The 18317-nt window shown below is 59.9% G+C and carries 15 protein-coding genes; 10 read left to right on the plus strand and 5 right to left on the minus strand.

Annotated elements, in window-relative coordinates:
- Nucleotides 1–45: 45 nt before the first annotated feature.
- Both ICA15_RS19590 and rimK read left to right on the plus strand, forming a co-directional pair.
- Nucleotides 46–492 (plus strand): ATP-dependent zinc protease, encoded by a 447-nt coding sequence (locus ICA15_RS19590; RefSeq protein ID WP_191626465.1) that lies wholly within the window; start codon nucleotides 46–48, stop codon nucleotides 490–492.
- Complete coding sequence (gene rimK / locus ICA15_RS19595; RefSeq protein ID WP_007952690.1) at nucleotides 489–1394, plus strand: 30S ribosomal protein S6--L-glutamate ligase; 906 nt, start codon at nucleotides 489–491, stop codon at nucleotides 1392–1394. The genes ICA15_RS19590 and rimK overlap by 4 nt, the downstream gene beginning before the upstream one ends.
- Before the next feature lie 90 nt (nucleotides 1395–1484).
- Here the strand turns inward: rimK and ICA15_RS19600 are convergent, their stop codons facing one another.
- Nucleotides 1485–2798, minus strand: a complete 1314-nt coding sequence (locus tag ICA15_RS19600) for an ATP-binding protein (protein WP_042557135.1) — start codon at nucleotides 2796–2798, stop codon at nucleotides 1485–1487.
- Between the two features lie 114 nt (nucleotides 2799–2912).
- Nucleotides 2913–3653 (minus strand): two-component system response regulator OmpR, encoded by a 741-nt coding sequence (gene ompR / locus ICA15_RS19605; RefSeq protein ID WP_042557134.1) that lies wholly within the window; start codon nucleotides 3651–3653, stop codon nucleotides 2913–2915.
- A gap of 357 nt (nucleotides 3654–4010) precedes the next feature.
- Here ompR and ICA15_RS19610 point away from each other — a divergent pair, with 357 nt between their 5' ends.
- The 7 genes from ICA15_RS19610 (at nucleotide 4011) to tauD (ending at nucleotide 12351) form a co-directional block, all read left to right on the plus strand.
- Nucleotides 4011–6335 (plus strand): Tex family protein, encoded by a 2325-nt coding sequence (locus tag ICA15_RS19610; RefSeq protein WP_210554384.1) that lies wholly within the window; start codon nucleotides 4011–4013, stop codon nucleotides 6333–6335.
- Nucleotides 6335–6718 carry a PaaI family thioesterase gene (locus tag ICA15_RS19615; RefSeq protein WP_210554385.1) on the plus strand — a complete coding sequence of 128 codons (384 nt, stop codon included), beginning with the start codon at nucleotides 6335–6337 and terminating at the stop codon, nucleotides 6716–6718. Before ICA15_RS19610 ends, ICA15_RS19615 begins: the two co-directional genes overlap by 1 nt.
- Nucleotides 6719–6963: 245 nt before the next feature.
- Nucleotides 6964–8547 (plus strand): glutamate--cysteine ligase, encoded by a 1584-nt coding sequence (gshA, locus tag ICA15_RS19620; protein ID WP_150603909.1) that lies wholly within the window; start codon nucleotides 6964–6966, stop codon nucleotides 8545–8547.
- Nucleotides 8548–8754: 207 nt separating this feature from the next.
- The gene (gene tauA, locus ICA15_RS19625; RefSeq protein ID WP_150603910.1) at nucleotides 8755–9732 is read left to right on the plus strand and encodes a taurine ABC transporter substrate-binding protein; all 978 of its coding nucleotides are present in this window, start codon (nucleotides 8755–8757) and stop codon (nucleotides 9730–9732) included.
- 16 nt (nucleotides 9733–9748) lie between these two features.
- A complete protein-coding gene (gene tauB, locus ICA15_RS19630) occupies nucleotides 9749–10543 on the plus strand; it encodes a taurine ABC transporter ATP-binding subunit (RefSeq protein WP_210554386.1) in 795 nt (264 codons plus the stop codon).
- Entirely contained in the window at nucleotides 10540–11373 is an 834-nt protein-coding gene (tauC, locus tag ICA15_RS19635) for a taurine ABC transporter permease TauC (RefSeq protein ID WP_210554387.1), read from the plus strand. Before tauB ends, tauC begins: the two co-directional genes overlap by 4 nt.
- Nucleotides 11374–11511: 138 nt before the next feature.
- Nucleotides 11512–12351 (plus strand): taurine dioxygenase, encoded by an 840-nt coding sequence (gene tauD, locus ICA15_RS19640; protein WP_210554388.1) that lies wholly within the window; start codon nucleotides 11512–11514, stop codon nucleotides 12349–12351.
- Nucleotides 12352–12441: 90 nt separating this feature from the next.
- Here tauD and mgrA read toward each other — a convergent pair whose 3' ends face one another.
- The 3 genes from mgrA to epsC form a co-directional block, all read right to left on the minus strand.
- Nucleotides 12442–13479, minus strand: coding sequence for an L-glyceraldehyde 3-phosphate reductase (mgrA, locus tag ICA15_RS19645; protein ID WP_150596768.1), 1038 nt, complete (start codon nucleotides 13477–13479; stop codon nucleotides 12442–12444).
- Between the two features lie 90 nt (nucleotides 13480–13569).
- Nucleotides 13570–15531, minus strand: coding sequence for a choline transporter BetT (gene betT, locus ICA15_RS19650; RefSeq protein ID WP_191627708.1), 1962 nt, complete (start codon nucleotides 15529–15531; stop codon nucleotides 13570–13572).
- A 403-nt stretch (nucleotides 15532–15934) separates the two neighbouring features.
- Nucleotides 15935–16861, minus strand: coding sequence for a serine O-acetyltransferase EpsC (gene epsC, locus ICA15_RS19655; RefSeq protein WP_210554389.1), 927 nt, complete (start codon nucleotides 16859–16861; stop codon nucleotides 15935–15937).
- Nucleotides 16862–17051: 190 nt separating this feature from the next.
- Between epsC and ICA15_RS19660 the strand changes: the two genes are divergently transcribed.
- A complete protein-coding gene (locus tag ICA15_RS19660) occupies nucleotides 17052–18044 on the plus strand; it encodes a D-cysteine desulfhydrase (RefSeq protein ID WP_210554390.1) in 993 nt (330 codons plus the stop codon).
- Nucleotides 18045–18317: the final 273 nt, after the last annotated feature.

An 18317-nucleotide genomic window follows, 5' to 3' on the forward strand; every position in this document is an offset into this window, starting at 1 on the left:
TGGTTTCTTATATTGAAGACATTTGACCATTTGACCGTTGTCGGTCTGCGCGAGTGGGTGGCGCTCCCGGATTTGGGAGTCGCGGGTCTGCGCGCAAAAATCGACACCGGTGCCAGTACTTCCAGCCTGCATGCCACCGACATCGAACCGTTCGAACGCGATGGTGTGAAATGGGTGCGTTTCACCGCGCATCTGGGCACGGTGGTGCAGTTGCGTCACCGGCGTTGTGAAGCGCTGCTGGTGACGCGCAAAACCATCAAGAGCTCCAACGGCCATGCCCAGGAGCGCTACGTGATCAGCACCACCCTGGCCCTTGGTGATCGGGTCTGGCCAATCGAGTTCACGCTGGCCTGCCGCAAATCGATGCGCTATCGCCTGTTACTCGGCTCCAAAGCCCTGATCGATGGCCAGTTGGTGGTCAATCCGGGCATCAAATATGTACAAGACAAGCCGGTGTTCCCGGTATCTACCTCCTCCACAGGTGTTGCATGAAGATCGCTGTGCTGTCGCGGAACCCGCGTCTGTATTCCACCCGTCGTCTGGTCGAGGCCGGCACTGAACGCGGGCATGAAATGGTAGTGATCGACACCTTGCGCGCCTACATGAACATCGCCAGCCACAAGCCGCAGATCCACTATCGCGGCAAACCGCTGGAAGGCTTCGACGCGGTAATCCCGCGGATCGGCGCGTCGGTGACGTTCTATGGCTGCGCGGTGTTGCGCCAGTTCGAAATGATGGGGGTGTTCCCGCTCAATGAGTCGGTGGCCATCGCCCGTTCGCGGGACAAATTGCGCTCGCTGCAATTGCTGTCGCGCCGTGGCATTGGTTTGCCGGTGACCGGGTTTGCTCACTCGCCGGACGATATCCCCGACCTGATCGACATGGTCAACGGTGCGCCACTGGTGATCAAAGTGCTCGAAGGCACCCAAGGCATCGGCGTGGTGTTGTGCGAAACCGCGACCGCCGCCGAGTCAGTGATCGAGGCGTTCATGGGCCTGAAGCAGAACATCATGGTTCAGGAATACATCAAGGAGGCTGGCGGTGCAGACATCCGCTGCTTTGTGGTCGGCGATAAAGTAATCGCGGCGATGAAGCGTCAGGCCAAACCGGGTGAATTCCGTTCCAACCTGCATCGCGGCGGCAGCGCCAGCCTGATCAAGATCACCCCGGAAGAACGCATGACCGCGCTGCGTGCAGCCAAGGTCATGGGGCTGTCGGTGGCGGGCGTGGATATTCTGCGTTCCAATCACGGGCCGCTGGTGATGGAAGTGAATTCGTCGCCGGGACTGGAAGGGATCGAGACCACCACGGGGAAGAATGTGGCGGGGATCATCATCGAGCATCTTGAGAAGAATGGCGGACCGAATATGACCCGCACAAAAGGCAAGGGCTAAAGCGGGAAGATCAAAAGATCGCAGCCTGCGGCAACTCCTACATGGGAATGCGTACCCTGTAGGAACTGCCGCAGGCTGCGATTTTTGTTGCTACACCGCATCTCGCGGAAGCATCAACCCAAGCGGCAACCGCACCCGCGCCTCCAGTCCACCACCGGACCGGTTACGCAGTTCAACATTGCCGCCATGCATCGAGGCAATCCGCTTCACGATCGCCAAGCCCAGCCCGGTTCCCTTGCCGCCGCGCGCACGGTCACCACGGGTGAACGGGTTGAAGATCGCCTCAAGCTCCGACGGATCAATCCCCGCACCACGGTCCATCACACTCAGCACCACATACGGCGCGCTGGTGTCGCCGGACACATAAGCCGCGACTTCAACGCCGCTACCGGCATGGTTCAAGGCGTTGCCGATCAGGTTATTGAGCAGACGTTTCATCGATACCCGACGCAACGGAAACGGCTGGATCGGCTCCAGACGCAGGCGAACTTTCTCTTCAGTCTGGTTGTACGGCGCAGCCACTTCACGCACCAGATCGCTGAGGTCCACCTCCTCCACCGACTCGTCACGACCATCGCGAATGAACGCGAGGAACTGGTCGAGAATAGCGTCCATGTCTTCGATATCGCGCACCATGTCGTCAGTCAGGTCGTTGTGGTCGCCCATCAATTCCAGCGACAGACGCAAGCGCGTCAACGGCGTACGCAAGTCATGGGAGACGCCGGCCAGCATCAGCTCACGCTCACGTCCGGCCTGTTCGACGTCTTCGGCCATCTGGTTGAAGGCGCGATAGACCTCGGTCATCTCGCTCGGCGTGTCGCTGATCGGCAGACGCACGCTGCGACCCTGGCCGAGTTGCCGGGCGGCGTATACCAAGCGCTTCAAGGGTTGGTTGAGCTGGCTGACAAAAATCCACGCCGAGGCAGTCGACAGCAAACCAATCGCGAGGAACCAGCCCAGCACGTTCCAGATTTTCTGGCCACGCAACGGGTGCGGATACAGCGGCACTTTCAGCCAGCCATCACCCAGGCTCGGGGCGCGAACCCACAGTGCCGGCGGCGAATGCATGCGTAATCGCACTTCGGTGTCGGCGCCGAGTTCCGCCTGCATCTGGCGTTGATAGATCTCGCTGTACGGCCAGTGCTGTTCGCCTTCAGGCACACCGGCACCCACCACCCTAATCAGGGTCGCGGCATCAGCGATCTTCGCGCGATTTTCTTCGTCAGCGGCCCAATACGCACGCAGCGTCAGGGCGACGCCGTGGCTGTATTGGCGATCCACCAGCACATCCTCGTTCATCAACAGATAAACCAGGGTCAGCGCCTTGGAAAACAGCACGACGATGAGCACCAGCCAGAGGGTGCGGGAGAAAAAACTTTGGGGGAACCAGACGGGCGTCTTCATCAATAACCGCTACACACTTGCAGGAGCGAGCAATGCTCGCATATTGCGGATTGCGAGTCTGTGGGCATGGTCGTTTGACCAATCCCCAACAGACCCGCTCCTACAAATCGCCGATCACTTGGTGGCGGCGCCATCCGGTACGAACACGTAGCCAACGCCCCAGACAGTCTGGATGTAGCGCGGTTTCGACGGATCGGGCTCGATCATCCGGCGCAGACGGGAGATCTGCACGTCGATGGAACGCTCCAGGGCATCCCATTCGCGGCCACGGGCCAGGTTCATGAGTTTGTCGCGGGTCAGTGGCTGACGCGCGTTCATCACCAAGGCCTTGAGTACCGCAAACTCACCGGTGGTGAGCATGTGCACTTCGTCGCCACGTTTCAGCTCGCGAGTAGCCAGTGACAAGACGTAATCACCGAAGGTGACGTTCTCGTCTTCGCTGCCCGGCGCGCCCGGCACCGGTGCGGCCTGACGACGCAACACCGCTTTGACCCGGGCCATCAGCTCGTCCGGGTTGAACGGCTTGGCGAGATAATCGTCAGCGCCCAGCTCCAGGCCCTTGATACGGCTCATCTCATCGCCCTTGGCGGTGAGCATGATGATCGGAATCTGGTTGTTCGCGGCCCGCAGGCGGCGGCAAGCGGTCAGACCGTCTTCGCCGGGCAGCATCAAGTCGAGGACGACCAGATTGAATACTTCACGCGCCAGCAGACGATCCATCTGCTCGGTATTCGGTACGGTACGGGCACGGTAGCCCTTGCTGACGAAGAAACGTTCCAGCAGGCTGCTCAGCCCCGGATCGTCATCAACGATAAGAATTTTTTCGCCTTCAGCAGTTTGTGCAGTGCTGCTCATTAGATGCTCCTTTTAGCTCGGCGCGCATTATGGCGTAGCTGCCGTTATACGCACCGTGTGCATTGTTAGCAGATTTTTCCTTCACTGCCAGAAAACCGGGGTTTAAGCCTACAGACTGTGACGCCCCCGAATGACAGAACGCTGGTTATAATGCGCGGCGTTTTGTGCCAGGCAACGTCTGAATCGTTACCGCAAGTGGCCGTCTTTTTTACCGGCCAGCGCAGTAATAGTTCGATTTCACGGGTCAATGGGCTGCCTTTTGACCCAGGCAGCGGCAATTTTCCAGCCGCTCAACCAGACTCCGGGCCTTTATTTCCGTGCCTGCGAGCCTGCTTTCACAATATGTCAGGTGGTTTTATGGACAGCATCAACAGCCGCATCGCCGAGGAACTCGGCGTACGCCCACAACAGGTCGAAGCGGCCGTCGCGCTACTCGATGAAGGCTCAACCGTTCCCTTCATTGCCCGTTACCGAAAAGAAGTCACCGGCAGCCTCGATGACACCCAGTTGCGTCATCTGGAAGAGCGCCTGCGCTACCTGCGAGAACTCGACGAACGGCGCATCAGCATCCTGGCCAGTATCGAGGAGCAAGGCAAACTCACTCCTGCTCTTGAGCGCGATATCAAACTCGCCGACACCAAGACCCGCCTCGAAGACTTGTACCTGCCGTACAAGCAGAAGCGCCGCACCAAGGGCCAGATTGCCCTGGAAGCCGGCCTCGGCGACCTGGCCGACGGCCTGTTCAACGACCCGAACCTTGCACCGGAAACCGAAGCCGCACGCTTCGTCGACGCCGAAAAAGGCGTGGCCGACGTGAAGGCTGCGCTGGAAGGCGCCAAGTACATTCTGATGGAGCGTTTCGCCGAAGACGCCAGCCTGCTGGAAAAACTGCGTACCTATCTCAAGCAGGAAGCCATCCTCAGTGCCCGCGTCATCGCCGGCAAAGAAGAGGAAGGCGCCAAATTCCGCGACTACTTCGAACACGACGAACCGCTGAAAAGCATGCCGTCGCACCGCGCATTGGCGATTTTCCGTGGTCGCAACGAAGGCATCCTCAGCTCGGCGCTCAAAGTCGGCGACGAACTGCCGGGCACCATGCACCCGTGCGAAGGCATGATCGGTCAGCAATTCAATATCCAGAACCAGAACCGTCCGGCCGACAAATGGCTTGGTGAAGTTGTGCGCTGGACCTGGAAGGTCAAGCTCTACACCCACCTCGAAACCGACCTGCTGGGCGAGTTGCGCGACGGCGCCGAAACCGAGGCGATCAACGTTTTCGCCCACAACCTGCATGACTTGTTGCTGGCCGCCCCGGCCGGCCCACGCGCAACCTTGGGCCTCGACCCGGGCCTGCGTACCGGCTGCAAGGTTGCCGTGGTCGATTCGACCGGCAAGATGCTCGATCACGCCACGGTTTACCCGCACGTGCCGCACAACAAGTGGGATCAGACCATCGCCATTCTGGCGGCCCTGTGCGCCAAGCACTCGGTTGACCTGATCGCCATCGGCAACGGCACCGCCAGCCGCGAAACCGACAAACTGGCCATCGAACTGATCAAAAAATATCCAGCCATGAAGATGACCAAGGTCATGGTGTCGGAGGCCGGTGCATCGGTGTACTCGGCGTCGGAACTGGCAGCCAAGGAATTCCCCGATCTGGACGTATCGATCCGTGGCGCGGTGTCCATCGCTCGCCGTCTGCAGGATCCGCTGGCAGAGCTGGTGAAGATCGATCCGAAATCCATCGGCGTTGGCCAGTACCAGCACGATGTATCGCAGTTGAAGCTGGCGCGCGGTCTGGATGCCGTGGTCGAAGACTGCGTGAACGCCGTCGGAGTCGACGTCAACACCGCCTCGGTGGCGCTGCTGGCACGAATCTCCGGCCTCAACGCGACGCTGGCGCAGAATATCGTTGCTCACCGCGACGAACACGGCGCGTTCAAGACTCGTGCGGCGCTGAAGAAAGTCGCACGTCTGGGCGAAAAAACCTTCGAACAGGCTGCCGGTTTCTTGCGTGTGATGAACGGTGACAACCCGCTGGATTCCTCGGCTGTTCACCCGGAAGCCTATCCGCTGGTGCAGCGCATCGCTGCTGAAACCGACCGCGATATCCGTTCGCTGATCGGCGACGCCAGTTTCCTCAAGCGTCTGGATCCGAAGAAATTCACCGACGAGACCTTCGGTCTGCCGACGGTGACCGACATTATCCAGGAGCTGGAAAAGCCGGGGCGTGACCCGCGTCCTGAGTTCAAGACTGCCGAGTTCCAGGAAGGCGTCGAAGACCTCAAGGATCTGCAACTGGGGATGATCCTTGAAGGCGTCGTCACCAACGTGACCGCGTTCGGCGCATTCGTCGACATCGGCGTGCACCAGGACGGTCTGGTGCACATCTCGGCGCTGTCGGAGAAGTTCATCAAGGACCCACGCGAAGCGGTGAAGGCCGGTGATGTGGTGAAAGTGAAGGTCATGGAAGTCGACATCCCGCGCAAACGCGTCGGCCTGTCGATGCGCATGGGCGACACCCCGGGCGAGAAAATCGACGGTGCCCGTGGCTCGCGCCCGGGCTCGGCTCAACGCCAGCCGTCGAACAACGCGCCGCGCAAGGAAACCGCGACCGCAGCGCCAGTGAACAATGCAATGGCCTCGCTGTTCGCCAACGCCAAACAGCTGAAGAAACGCTGATGGAGATTCCGGCCGGGCTCGTTCAGAGCGCGTTTTTCAAGCTGTTGGGCTGTCGCCTGCACAGCCTGGAAACCGGGGTGGCGCAAGTCGCCCTGGGGCTGGAACCCGAACTGCGCAACCGCGGCGGCAAATTGCACGGTGGCGCGCTGTTCAGTCTGGTCGACATCGCCATGGGGCTGGCGTGTTCCAGCACCCACGGCTTCGATCAGCAGAGCGCGACCATCGAGTGCAAGATCAACTACATCCGCGCCGTTTCCGATGGCGAGGTGATGTGCACGGCGCGGGTGATTCACCCGGGGCGGCGCACGCTGGTGGTCGAAGCCGAGGTGATGCAGGGCGACAAACTGGTCGCAAAAGCGCAAGGCACGTTCGCTGTCCTGTAGATGTTGATCATCATTTTGAGTTAATTTCGGCGCAACGAATCCTGTAGGAGCTGTCGCAGGCTGCGATCTTTTGATTTTGTTTTCCAACAGCAAGATCAAAAGATCGCAGCCTTCGGCAGCTCCTACAGGTTATGTGCGGCTGACCGGCTAGTAAAACCAGGCGAAAACGCCAGTTTCAACTTCACCCTTGTAGACCGTCCTGCCCACCCCCATATTGGGGCGACTGACGCGTGAAGGAATCCAAATTGAGCGAACTTCTCAACCGCCGCCTGGCTCTGCTCGGTGAGCGCGCCAACCTCTCTCTGCTCGAGCAGTGCCTGCACGGTATCGAACGTGAATGCCTGCGCGTGACCAGTGAAGGTCGTCTGGCGCAAACGCCGCACCCCGAAGCCTTGGGTTCCGCGCTGACCAATGAACAAATCACCACCGACTATTCCGAGTCGCTGCTGGAATTCATCACGCCCGCCCTGCCCGACCCGGCAGACACCCTGGCGAGCCTGGACAAGATTCATCGCTTTGCCTACAGCAAGCTCGGCAACGAGTACCTGTGGAGTCCATCGATGCCGTGCCCGTTGCCGGCCGAGGAAGACATTCCGATCGCCTATTACGGCACGTCCAACATCGGTCAACTCAAGTACGTCTATCGCAAAGGCCTGGCCCTGCGTTACGGCAAGACCATGCAGTGCATCGCCGGAATTCACTACAACTTTTCCCTGCCGGAAAAGCTCTGGCCGCTGCTCAAGGAAGCCGAAGGTTTTGTCGGTACCGACCGGGACTTCCAGTCGGTCTCCTACATCGCGCTGATCCGCAATTTCCGCCGCTACAGCTGGCTGCTGATGTACCTGTTCGGTGCGTCGCCGGCGCTGGACGCCGGTTTCCTGCGCGGTCGTTCGCATCAACTGGAACAACTGGACCCGGACACGCTGTACCTGCCGTACGCGACCAGCCTGCGCATGAGCGACCTCGGTTATCAGAGCAACGCCCAGGCCGGCCTTACGCCGTGCTACAACGATCTGGCGAGCTACACCGACAGCCTGCGCAAGGCCGTCGCCACGCCTTACGCGCCGTACGTTGAAGTCGGCACGCACCAGGATGGCGAATGGGTGCAACTGAACACCAACATCCTGCAGATCGAGAACGAGTACTACTCCAACATCCGCCCGAAACGCGTGACCTACACCGGCGAGCGGCCGATTCAGGCGCTGGTCGCCCGTGGCATTCAGTACGTCGAAGTGCGTTGCCTGGACATCAACCCGTTCCTGCCGATGGGCATCGATCTCACCGAGTCGCGCTTCCTCGACGCCTTCCTGTTGTATTGCGCGCTGAACGACAGCCCGCTGCTGACCAACACCTCGTGTGGCAACGCCACCTCGAACTTCCTCAGCGTGGTCAAGGAAGGTCGCCGTCCGGGCCTGCAATTGCAGCGTGACGGTGAAGCGGTCGACATGAAGACCTGGGCAGCCGAACTGCTGGAACAGATTGCTCCGCTGGCGGCGCTGCTGGATCAAAGCCATGGCTTTGATGCGCACAGTACCGCGCTGGATGCGCAACTGGCCAAGGTCAAGGACTCGTCCCTGACGCCATCGGCGCAGGTGCTGGCCGCGATGGCCGAGCACAAGGAAAGCTTCGCGCAGTTCTCTCTGCGCCAGAGCCAGGCACATGCCGAGTTCTTCCGCAGCGAGCCATTGGCGGCGGATGAGCAGGCGAAGTTTGAGGAAGTGGCGCGCACTTCGCTGGCGGCGCAGGCTGAGCTGGAGCAGAACGAAGTGGGCGATTTCGACGTGTTCGTTGGGTCGTATCAGGCGAGTATTCTGGCGATCAGTAACTAAGCGTTGTCGATAAAAAAGATCGCAGCCTTCGGCAGCTCCTACAGGGTGTACGCCTGTCCCATGTAGGAGCTGCCGGAGACTGCGATCTTTTGATCCTTAGATTTTTCCGCTCATAAGCTCATTCGAAAAAGTTATTTATTTCTCGATTCTTAGATCATTTAGTCTCCTTTCACGCCGACACTCGGTCGCCTGATATGGAGCTCTTCAATGAAACTGAATTTCCCGCTTCGCCTGCTGGCCGTGGCCTCATTGGCTGCCGCGAGTTTTCTGGCTCAGGCCACCGACCTCACCGTCGCTTACCAAACCACCGTTGACCCGGCGAAAGTCGCACAAGCCGACGGCGCCTACGAGAAAGCCACCAAAGCCGATATCAGCTGGCGCAAGTTCGACAACGGCGCCGACATCATCGCCGCCATCGCTTCCGGCGATGTGCAAATTGGCTACCTCGGTTCGAGCCCGCTGACCGCGGCAATCACTCGAAAAGTCCCGGTCGAAACTTTCCTCATCGCCACCCAGATCGGCGCCGCCGAAGCACTGGTCGCCCGCGACGGTTCCGGCATCAAGACCCCGCAAGATCTGATCGGCAAGAAAATCGCCGTGCCGTTCGTGTCTACCGGTCACTACAGCCTGCTCGCAGCGTTGAAGCACTGGAACATCGATCCGTCGAAAGTCACCGTGCTCAACCTCGCTCCTCCAGCGATTATCGCGGCGTGGAAGCGCGGTGACATCGACGCCACCTACGTTTGGGATCCGGCCCTCGGTGTGGCCAAGGAAAACGGCAAAGTGCTGATCACTTCCGGCGAACTGGCCAAGTTCGGCGCGCCGACATTCGATGCGTGGATCGTGCGCAAAGATTTCGCCGCCAAGCACCCGGAAATCGTCACCGCGTTTGCCAAGGTCACCCTCGACGCCTACGCCGATTACCGCAAGGACCCGAAAGCCTGGCTCGCCGATCAATCCAACGTCGACAAGCTTGTGAAACTCTCGGGTGCCAAGGCCAGCGACATTCCGCTGCTGCTGCAAGGCAACGTCTACCCGCTGGCGGCGGATCAGGTCAGCGACCTCGGGGCGCCGACCACCAAAGCCATCACCGACACCGCCGCGTTCCTCAAGGAGCAAGGCAAGGTCGAAGCCGTTCTGCCGGACTACGCGCCGTACGTAAGCGCCAAATACATCACCAACTGATCGGGAGTTAACAGCGATGGCCTTGCTACAGCTGGAGCGCATCAGCGCACAGTACCCGGGCAGCCCTACACCGGTGCTGGCGGATATTTCTCTGACCCTTGGGCCTCAGCAATTGCTGGTCGCGCTCGGCCCGTCCGGCAGTGGCAAGACTTCGCTGTTGAACCTGATTGCCGGTTTCGTCGAACCGAGCGCCGGGCGCATCACCCTCGACGGCGTGCCGGTCAAAGGCCCGAGCGCCGAACGTGGCGTGGTGTTCCAGGACGACGCGTTGCTGCCTTGGCAGGACGTGTTGGCCAACGTCGCTTTCGGCCTGGAACTGGCAGGCGTCGCCAAAAACAAACGCGAAAAAATCGCCCGCGAAATGCTCGCACTGGTCGATCTTTGCGGTTTTGAAAACCGTCGTATCTGGCAACTCTCCGGTGGCCAGAAACAGCGCGTCGGCCTCGCCCGCGCCCTCGCTGCCGACCCGCGCGTTTTGCTGATGGACGAACCCTTCGGCGCCCTCGACGCCTTCACCCGCGAACAGATGCAGGAGCTGTTGCTGCAAGTCTGGCAACGCACCGCCAAACCGGTTTTCCTGATTACCCACGACATTGAAGAAGCGGTGTTTCTCGCCACTGACCTGATTCTGCTGGCGCCCAATCCGGGGCAGATCGTCGAGCGTCTGCATCTGGATTTCGGTCAGCGTTATGCCGCTGGTGAGTCCGCGCGAGCGATCAAATCCGACCCGCGTTTTATCGAAACCCGCGAACACGTACTCAGCAAAGTGTTCTCGCAACGCAGCGCCGTTCAACGGCAGGAGCGCGCATGAGCAGTTACGACGTTTCCGCTGCGCCAGTAAAAACCCCTTCGGTTGTAATTCCAGTGCGCCGCAGCCTCAGCACTCGCTGGATCAGCCTGCTGACGTTGTTCGTTTTGCTGGCAGTCTGGTGGGCCGTAACCGCCACTGGCTTAATCGAACCGCTGTTTCTGCCACCACCGTCTGCCGTAGCGCAAAAAGGCTGGTTGCTGGCGACCAGCGGCTACATGGATTCGACGCTGTGGCAGCACCTCGGCGCGAGTCTGAGCCGCATCGGCCTGGGCCTGGGTTTCGCGATTCTGACCGCCGTGCCAGTGGGCATCGCGATTGGCGCCAACCGAATCGCGCGCGGTGTGCTCGATCCGCTGATCGAGTTCTACCGACCGATTCCGCCACTCGCCTATTTGCCACTGATCGTGATCTGGTGCGGCATCGGCGAATTGTCGAAAGTGCTGCTGATTTACCTGGCGATTTTCGCGCCGATTGCCATCGCTACCGCGACCGGCGTACGCACCGTCGACCCGGCGAAATTGCGTGCCGCGCAGTCGCTCGGCGCCACCCGCGCGCAGCTGATTCGTCATGTGATTTTGCCGAGCGCATTGCCTGACATTCTCACCGGTGTGCGCATTGGTCTGGGGGTCGGTTGGTCGACGCTGGTCGCCGCCGAACTGATCGCCGCCACCAGCGGTTTGGGCTTCATGGTGCAATCGGCCGCGCAGTTTCTGGTGACTGATGTGGTGGTGCTGGGGATTTTGGTCATCGCCCTGATCGCCTTCGCAATGGAGATGGGCCTGCGCGCCCTGCAACGCAAACTGGTGCCGTGGCACGGCCAGGCCCACTAAAAATTTTCTATCCCCCCCTGTAGGAGGTGCCGCAGGCTGCGATCTTTTGATCTTGTTTTTTAGAAGATCAAAGTCAAAAGATCGCAGCCTGCGGCAGCTCCTACAGGGAGTGGTTACCCGGAATTGAAGAGAAAGACCATGAGCAGCCTGCACATCACCCCGTTAAGCTCGGCCCTCGGCGCGCAGATCAGCGGCGTCGACATCAGCCAGCCATTGAGCCTGGATCACCGCGATGCCATCGAGCAGGCGTTGCTCAAGTATCAAGTGCTGTTCTTCCGCAACCAGCCGATCGAACCGCCGCAACAGGCGCGTTTCGCCGCATATTTTGGCGACCTGCACATTCACCCGATCTACCCGAACGTGCCGGAGCAACCAGAAGTGTTGATCCTCGACACCGCCGTCACCGACGTGCGCGACAACGCGATCTGGCACACCGACGTAACCTTCCTGCCGACGCCGGCGATGGGCGCGGTGCTCAGCGCCAAGTTGCTGCCGGAGTTTGGTGGCGACACGTTGTGGGCCAGTGGCATCGCCGCCTATGAAGCCTTGTCAGCGCCAATGAAAGGTTTGCTCGAAGGTCTGACCGCGACCCACGATTTCACTCGCTCGTTTCCGCTGGAGCGCTATGGCAACACGCCCGAAGCGCTGGCGCAGTGGGAAGAGGCACGGCGCAAGAATCCGCCGTTGTCGCACCCGGTGATTCGCACGCACCCGGTGAGCGGGCGGCGTTCATTGTTCGTCAACGAAGGCTTTACGTCGAAGATCAATGAGCTGTCGGAAACCGAAAGCGAGGCGATTCTGAAGTTTCTGTTCGCCCATGCGACACGGCCGGAATTCACCATTCGCTGGCGCTGGCAGAAGGACGATATTGCGTTCTGGGATAACCGCGTGACGCAGCATTACGCGGTGGATGATTACCGCCCGGCGCGGCGGGTGATGCAGCGGGCTACGGTGTTGGGGGATGTGCCGTTTTTCTAGGATCAAAAGATCGCAGCCTTCGGCAGCTCCTACAGGGGAACGCATTCCAATGTAGGAGCTGCCGCAGGCTGCGATCTTTTGCTTTACCAATTACTCCGCTGTCGAAGGCTTCTCCCAAAGATTGATCCCACCCTCCTGAGCAAACCGGTCAATCTCCGCCAATTCCTCAGCACTGAAGCTCAAATTCTTCAACGCCCCGACGTTCTCGATAATCTGCTCCGGCCGGCTCGCGCCGATCAGTGCCGAGGTCACCCGTGGATCACGCAGGGTCCAGGCCAACGCCAGTTGCGCCAGACTCTGACCCCGACGCTTGGCAATCTCGTTCAACGCGCGCACATGGGCGATGTTGGCTTCGGACAAGTGCGCAGCCTGCAACGAACCACCGCCCGGACGATTGACCCGCGCATCCGCCGGTACGCCGTTGAGGTATTTATCGGTCAGCAGACCTTGCGCCAACGGCGTGAAAGCAATCACGCCAGTGCCGAGTTCATCGGTGGTGTCGAGCAGGTCTTTTTCCACCCAGCGATTGAGCAGGTTGTACGCCGGTTGATGGATCAGCAGCGGCACTTTCCACTCTTGGAGCAGCGCTGCCATCTCGCGGGTTTTCACGCCCGAATACGACGAGATGCCGATGTACAACGCCTTGCCCTGTTGCACCGCAGTGGCGAGGGCGCTGGCGGTTTCTTCCAGCGGGGTGTCCGGGTCGAAACGGTGCGAATAGAAGATATCCACATAGTCCAGACCGAGGCGTTGCAGGCTCTGATCGAGGCTCGCCAGCACGTATTTGCGCGAACCGCCGCCCTGGCCGTACGGGCCGGGCCACATATCCCAACCGGCCTTGCTGGAGATGATCAGCTCATCGCGATACTGCTTGAAGTCTTCGCGCAGCAGGCGACCGAAGTTGATCTCGGCGCTGCCGTACGGCGGGCCGTAGTTGTTGGCCAGGTCGAAGTGGTTGATGCCCAGGTCGAACGCGGTGCGCAGCAAGGCGCGCTGGGTGTCGATCGGCGTGCTGTCGCCAAAGTTGTGCCACAGGCCCAGCGACAGCGCTGGCAACACCAGACCGCTGCGGCCAACGCGGCGGTAAGGGATGGAGTCGTAGCGGTTTTCGGCAGCGGTGTAAGTCATCGAATCCTCTCTTGTTTGTCTTGAAACAGGTGTCGACTGCTTTGCGAGCTGAGCGCCGAGTCCTGAACAGACGCGGCGCCCAGCTCATGATCAACGCACCAGGTGCAGGAACTGCATGTGCCGTTCGTACTGGTCGAGGATGTCGTTGATGATCTGCTCCTTGGTGTAGCCGACCAGATCGTAGTCCTGACTGCCCTCGCTCAGGTGCACTTCAGCGCGGTAGTAACGGCGATTGTTGAGCTGTTTTGAGCCCATGCCGCCACGCGCGAATGACGGCGTGAAGTAGCCGCGCATCTGCACCTGATAGATGAACGGATGCTGCTCGCCATGGCCGATTTCCAGGCTGATGTTGTCATGGGAGGGATCCGGCTGAGTGACCACGTTCAGGCCTTTCTCGACGAACACCGCCGTCACTTCTTCGATCGCCGGGCGCACCGTGGTGTCCATGAAACGGTACACCTCATCGCGCGACGGGAAATGCACGGCCTGGCTCAAACGCTGTCGCCAACCGCCCGTTCCACGCCGTGCACCGGACACCGGCGCCAGCGAATGCAGTTGCGCGATCTGCTTCTGCGATTCGAGATAGAAGGCCTTGTGCAGACCCCACATCATCAACAGCAAAATCAGCGAGAACGGCAACGAGGTCAGCACCACGGCCGATTTCAGTGCATCAATGCTGCCCGAGAACAGCAGCGCACTGGTGATCAACGCTGTCATCGCGCCCCAGAACACCCGCAGCCATTTAGGCCCGTCTTCGTCAGGGTTGCCGCCCTTGGCCGACAGTGTCGAAAGCACCACGGTGCCGGAATCAGCAGAGGTGACGAAGAATACGAAGCTGATAAACACCGTCACGGCGATGACGGTTTTGCTCCACGGGTAGGTTTCCAGCAGCAGGTAGAGGGTCATCGACGGATTCTCGATCGCCGACATGCCGAGTGCGCTCATGCCGTGGTTGAGCACCTGATCAATGGCGCTGTTACCGAAGATCGACATCCACGCCAAGGTGAAACCGAGCGGAATCAACAGCACGCCGAAAACGAACTCACGGATGGTGCGGCCACGGGAAATCCGCGCAATGAACAGGCCCACGAACGGCGACCATGCAATCCACCAGGCCCAGTAGAACACTGTCCAGCCGCCGAGCCAGTCGCTCGGTTTGTCATAGGCGTAGAGATCGAAACTCTTCATCGGCAAGGCACCGAGGTAGTCACCGATATTCTGGATCAAGGTGTTAAGCAGGTGCTGGGTAGGGCCGGCGAACAGCACGAACAGCAGCAGCGCGCAGGCCAGCAGCATGTTGATGTCGGACATCACCCGCACGCCTTTATCGACCCCGGCCACGGCGACGAGGATCGCCGCACCCATCATCAGCGTGATCAGGCCGACCTGAATCCACTGTGTGTGGGCGATGCCGAACAGGTAGTCGAGACCCGAGTTGAGGTGCAGCACACCGAAGCCCATGTCGGCGCCGAGACCGAACACCGTGGCGATGATGCCGAAGCCATCCACCGCGTAACCAATCGGGCCGTTGATGCGTTTGCCGATCAGCGGATACAACGCCGAACGCAGGGCCAGCGGCAGGTTATGCCGGTAGGCGAAGTACGCCAGGGCCATACCGACGAAGGCAAAAACGCCCCAGCCATGCAGGCCCCAGTGCAGAAACAGAACCTGCATGGCCTGACGCGCTGCATCCGCAGTGCCGGCCTCGCCTTGCGGCGGCTGCAGCATGTGAGTCAGCGGCTCTGAAACGCAGAAAAAGAACAGCGTAATGCTGATCCCGGCGGCGAACAGCATGCCGGCCCAGGACAGATAACTGAATTCGGGTTCGTCGTGGTCGGCACCGAGTTTTATCTTGCCGTAGCCGGATAACGCGGTGACCACCACGAAGACCAGATACAGCGTCATCGCGAGCATGTAGTACCAGCCGACCGTGTTGGCCGCCCAGTTTTGTGCTTCAAGCAGCCAGGCACCGGCCTGTTGCGGCATGGCGATGACAACGAGACCAAACAGCAGAATAAACGTCGCGGCGAAGTAGAACACCGGCGGATTCATCCGCACCAGACCGCTGGCGGGGGTAGACGATGCACTCATGAAACGTGCACCTCGAGGGGTTGAAACGTGGCTGAAATGATCGGACTCAGCAAAGGCAAGCCTCCTGTTGTGAGCGGGCAGCGAACCACCGGTTTAACTTGAATGAACGTTCAAGTTAAACATGAATGGGGTGGTAAGGACTAATCGCAGGGCTAGGCGGTAGCTTTCCTACAGTAGCCCAAGGAGGGGTATGACGTAGGTTTGGGGCAATTCGTTCACTGGAGAATTGGCTGATTGCCATTATCTCTTCCGAACTTAAAATCGACCCTGTAGGAGCTGCCGCAGGCTGCGATCTTTTGATCTTCAAAAACAACATCAAAAGATCGCAGCCTGCGGCAACTCCTACACGGGAGTGTTAGCCGCCCTACTTCTGCGTCCCGTCATCATGCTGCAAATTGGCCTGAGTCAAATTGCACCCGGCCGGCACACTGCGCGTCAGCCAGACGTTGCCGCCAATGGTCGAGCCCTTGCCAATGGTGATCCGTCCAAGAATCGTCGCCCCGGCATAAATCACCACGTCATCTTCAACAATCGGATGACGCGGATGGCCCTTCTGCAACTGCCCGTCTTCATCTGCCGGGAAGCGCTTGGCGCCCAGAGTCACCGCCTGATAAATCCGCACCCGCTCACCAATGATCGCGGTCTCGCCGATCACCACACCCGTGCCGTGGTCGATGAAGAAACTGCGGCCGATCTGCGCGCCCGGGTGGATATCGATGCCCGTCGCCGAGTGAGCGATTTCCGCGCTGATCCGAGCCAGCAACGGCAACCCGGCGCGATACAAATGGTGCGCCAGACGATGGTGAATGACCGCCAGAATCCCCGGGTAGCACAGCAGCACTTCATCCACACTGCGCGCTGCCGGATCACCGTGATAGGCCGCCAGCACGTCGGTGTCGAGCAGCGTGCGCAACCCCGGCAAGGCAAGGGCGAAATCCTGAACGATCTGGATCGCCCGGGCCTCGACTTCGGTGTCGACCTGCGCGCTGTGCCGGGCGACATAACGCAGTTCAAGTCGCGTCTGCGCCAGCAAGGCATTCAACGCGACGTCGAGGGTGTGCCCCACATAAAAATCTTCACTTTCTTCGCGCAGATCGACCGGCCCCAGGCGCATCGGGAACAACGCGCCACACAACGCCTCGAGAATCTCCGCCATCGCAGCACGTGAGGGCAGCTCCCTGCCACCCTGCTCGCCGGAGGCCCGGCCATTTTGTGCGCGCCACTGATCCCGCGCGGTGCGCAGTTGGCTGACGATGGACTGCAATTGCCAATGGCTGGAACGCTCGCTCACGGTAAAGACTCCTCACGGGCGGCCGGACTGTCTGGCCGCGTCAACGGCGCCTACTTTACGGCATGCCTGCGAGAGCGAATTAAGAACCGATAGTGCTGGGCTCAGTTCATTTAGCTATAAGCGATTCACGGTTGCCCCTGCAAAATCGACTGCCTATAGTCCTTTCATCTTTCTCCGCCAGTACGGACTCATGATTAAACAACAGCTGGACCGTTTTAACCGTCTCGACCTGCTCGGCCAACCCACCCCACTGGAAAAACTTGAGCGCCTGTCTGCCTGGCTCGCCCGTGATGTCTACATCAAACGCGATGACCTGACGCCGCTGGCCATGGGCGGCAACAAGCTGCGCAAACTTGAATACCTCGCCGCCGATGCGCTCGCGCAGGGCGCCGACACGCTGATCACCGCCGGCGCGCTGCAATCGAACCATGTTCGCCAGACCGCAGCATTGGCCGCCAAACTGGGCCTGAGTTGTGTCGCGCTGCTGGAAAATCCGTTGGGCACTGACGACAGTAATTACACCGGCAACGGCAATCGGCTGCTGCTGGACCTGTTCGATACCAAAGTCGAGCTGGTCGAAAACCTCGACAACGCCGACGAACAACTGGCCGCACTCGCCGCGCGCCTGCGCAGCAACGGCAAGAAACCGTATCTGGTGCCAATCGGTGGCTCCAACGCCCTCGGTGCGCTGGGTTACGTGCGCGCAGGCCTGGAACTGGCCGAGCAGATCAAGGACACCGGTCTCGACTTCGCCGCCGTGGTGTTGGCTTCAGGCAGTGCCGGGACGCACAGCGGTCTGGCGCTGGCCCTGAGCGAAGAGTTGCCAGAGCTGCCGGTGATCGGCGTGACCGTTTCGCGTAGCGAGGAAGATCAGCGCCCGAAGGTACAGGGTCTGGCCGAACGCACCGCGGAGCTGCTCGGCGTGGAACTGCCGGCAAGCTTCAAGGTCGAGTTGTGGGACGAATACTTTGGCCCGCGCTACGGCGAACCGAATGCCGGGACACTGGCGGCGGTGAAGCTATTGGCGAGTCAGGAAGGTCTGTTGCTGGACCCGGTTTACACCGGCAAGGCCATGGCGGGTTTGCTCGACGGGATTGGCCGTTCGCGCTTCGATCAAGGTCCGATTATTTTCCTGCACACTGGTGGGGCTCCGGCGTTGTTTGCCTATAAGGATTTTCTGTAGCCGAAAAATCAAAAGATCGCAGCCTTCGGCAGCTCCTACATTGGAATGCGTTCCCCTATAGGGGCTGCCGAAGGCTGCGATCTTTTCGAATTCGCCACATATTCCTCAAGAGAATATCAAATTAAGTATTTAGTATTTTCAAGTCTAACGCAGTCATCATATAGTCTCGCCGCAGGCGAATTTCGCGAGAGACGCATAAGCTGCTTTAAGGCAGGATAGCGCTGTCGTTCAAATCACCCATTTGCCTACATTCCTTAAGCGTCTTCCATAAGA

It is taken from the genome of Pseudomonas sp. P116, from assembly GCF_020149425.1.
GTDB classification, from domain to species: Bacteria; Pseudomonadota; Gammaproteobacteria; order Pseudomonadales; family Pseudomonadaceae; genus Aquipseudomonas; species Aquipseudomonas anatoliensis.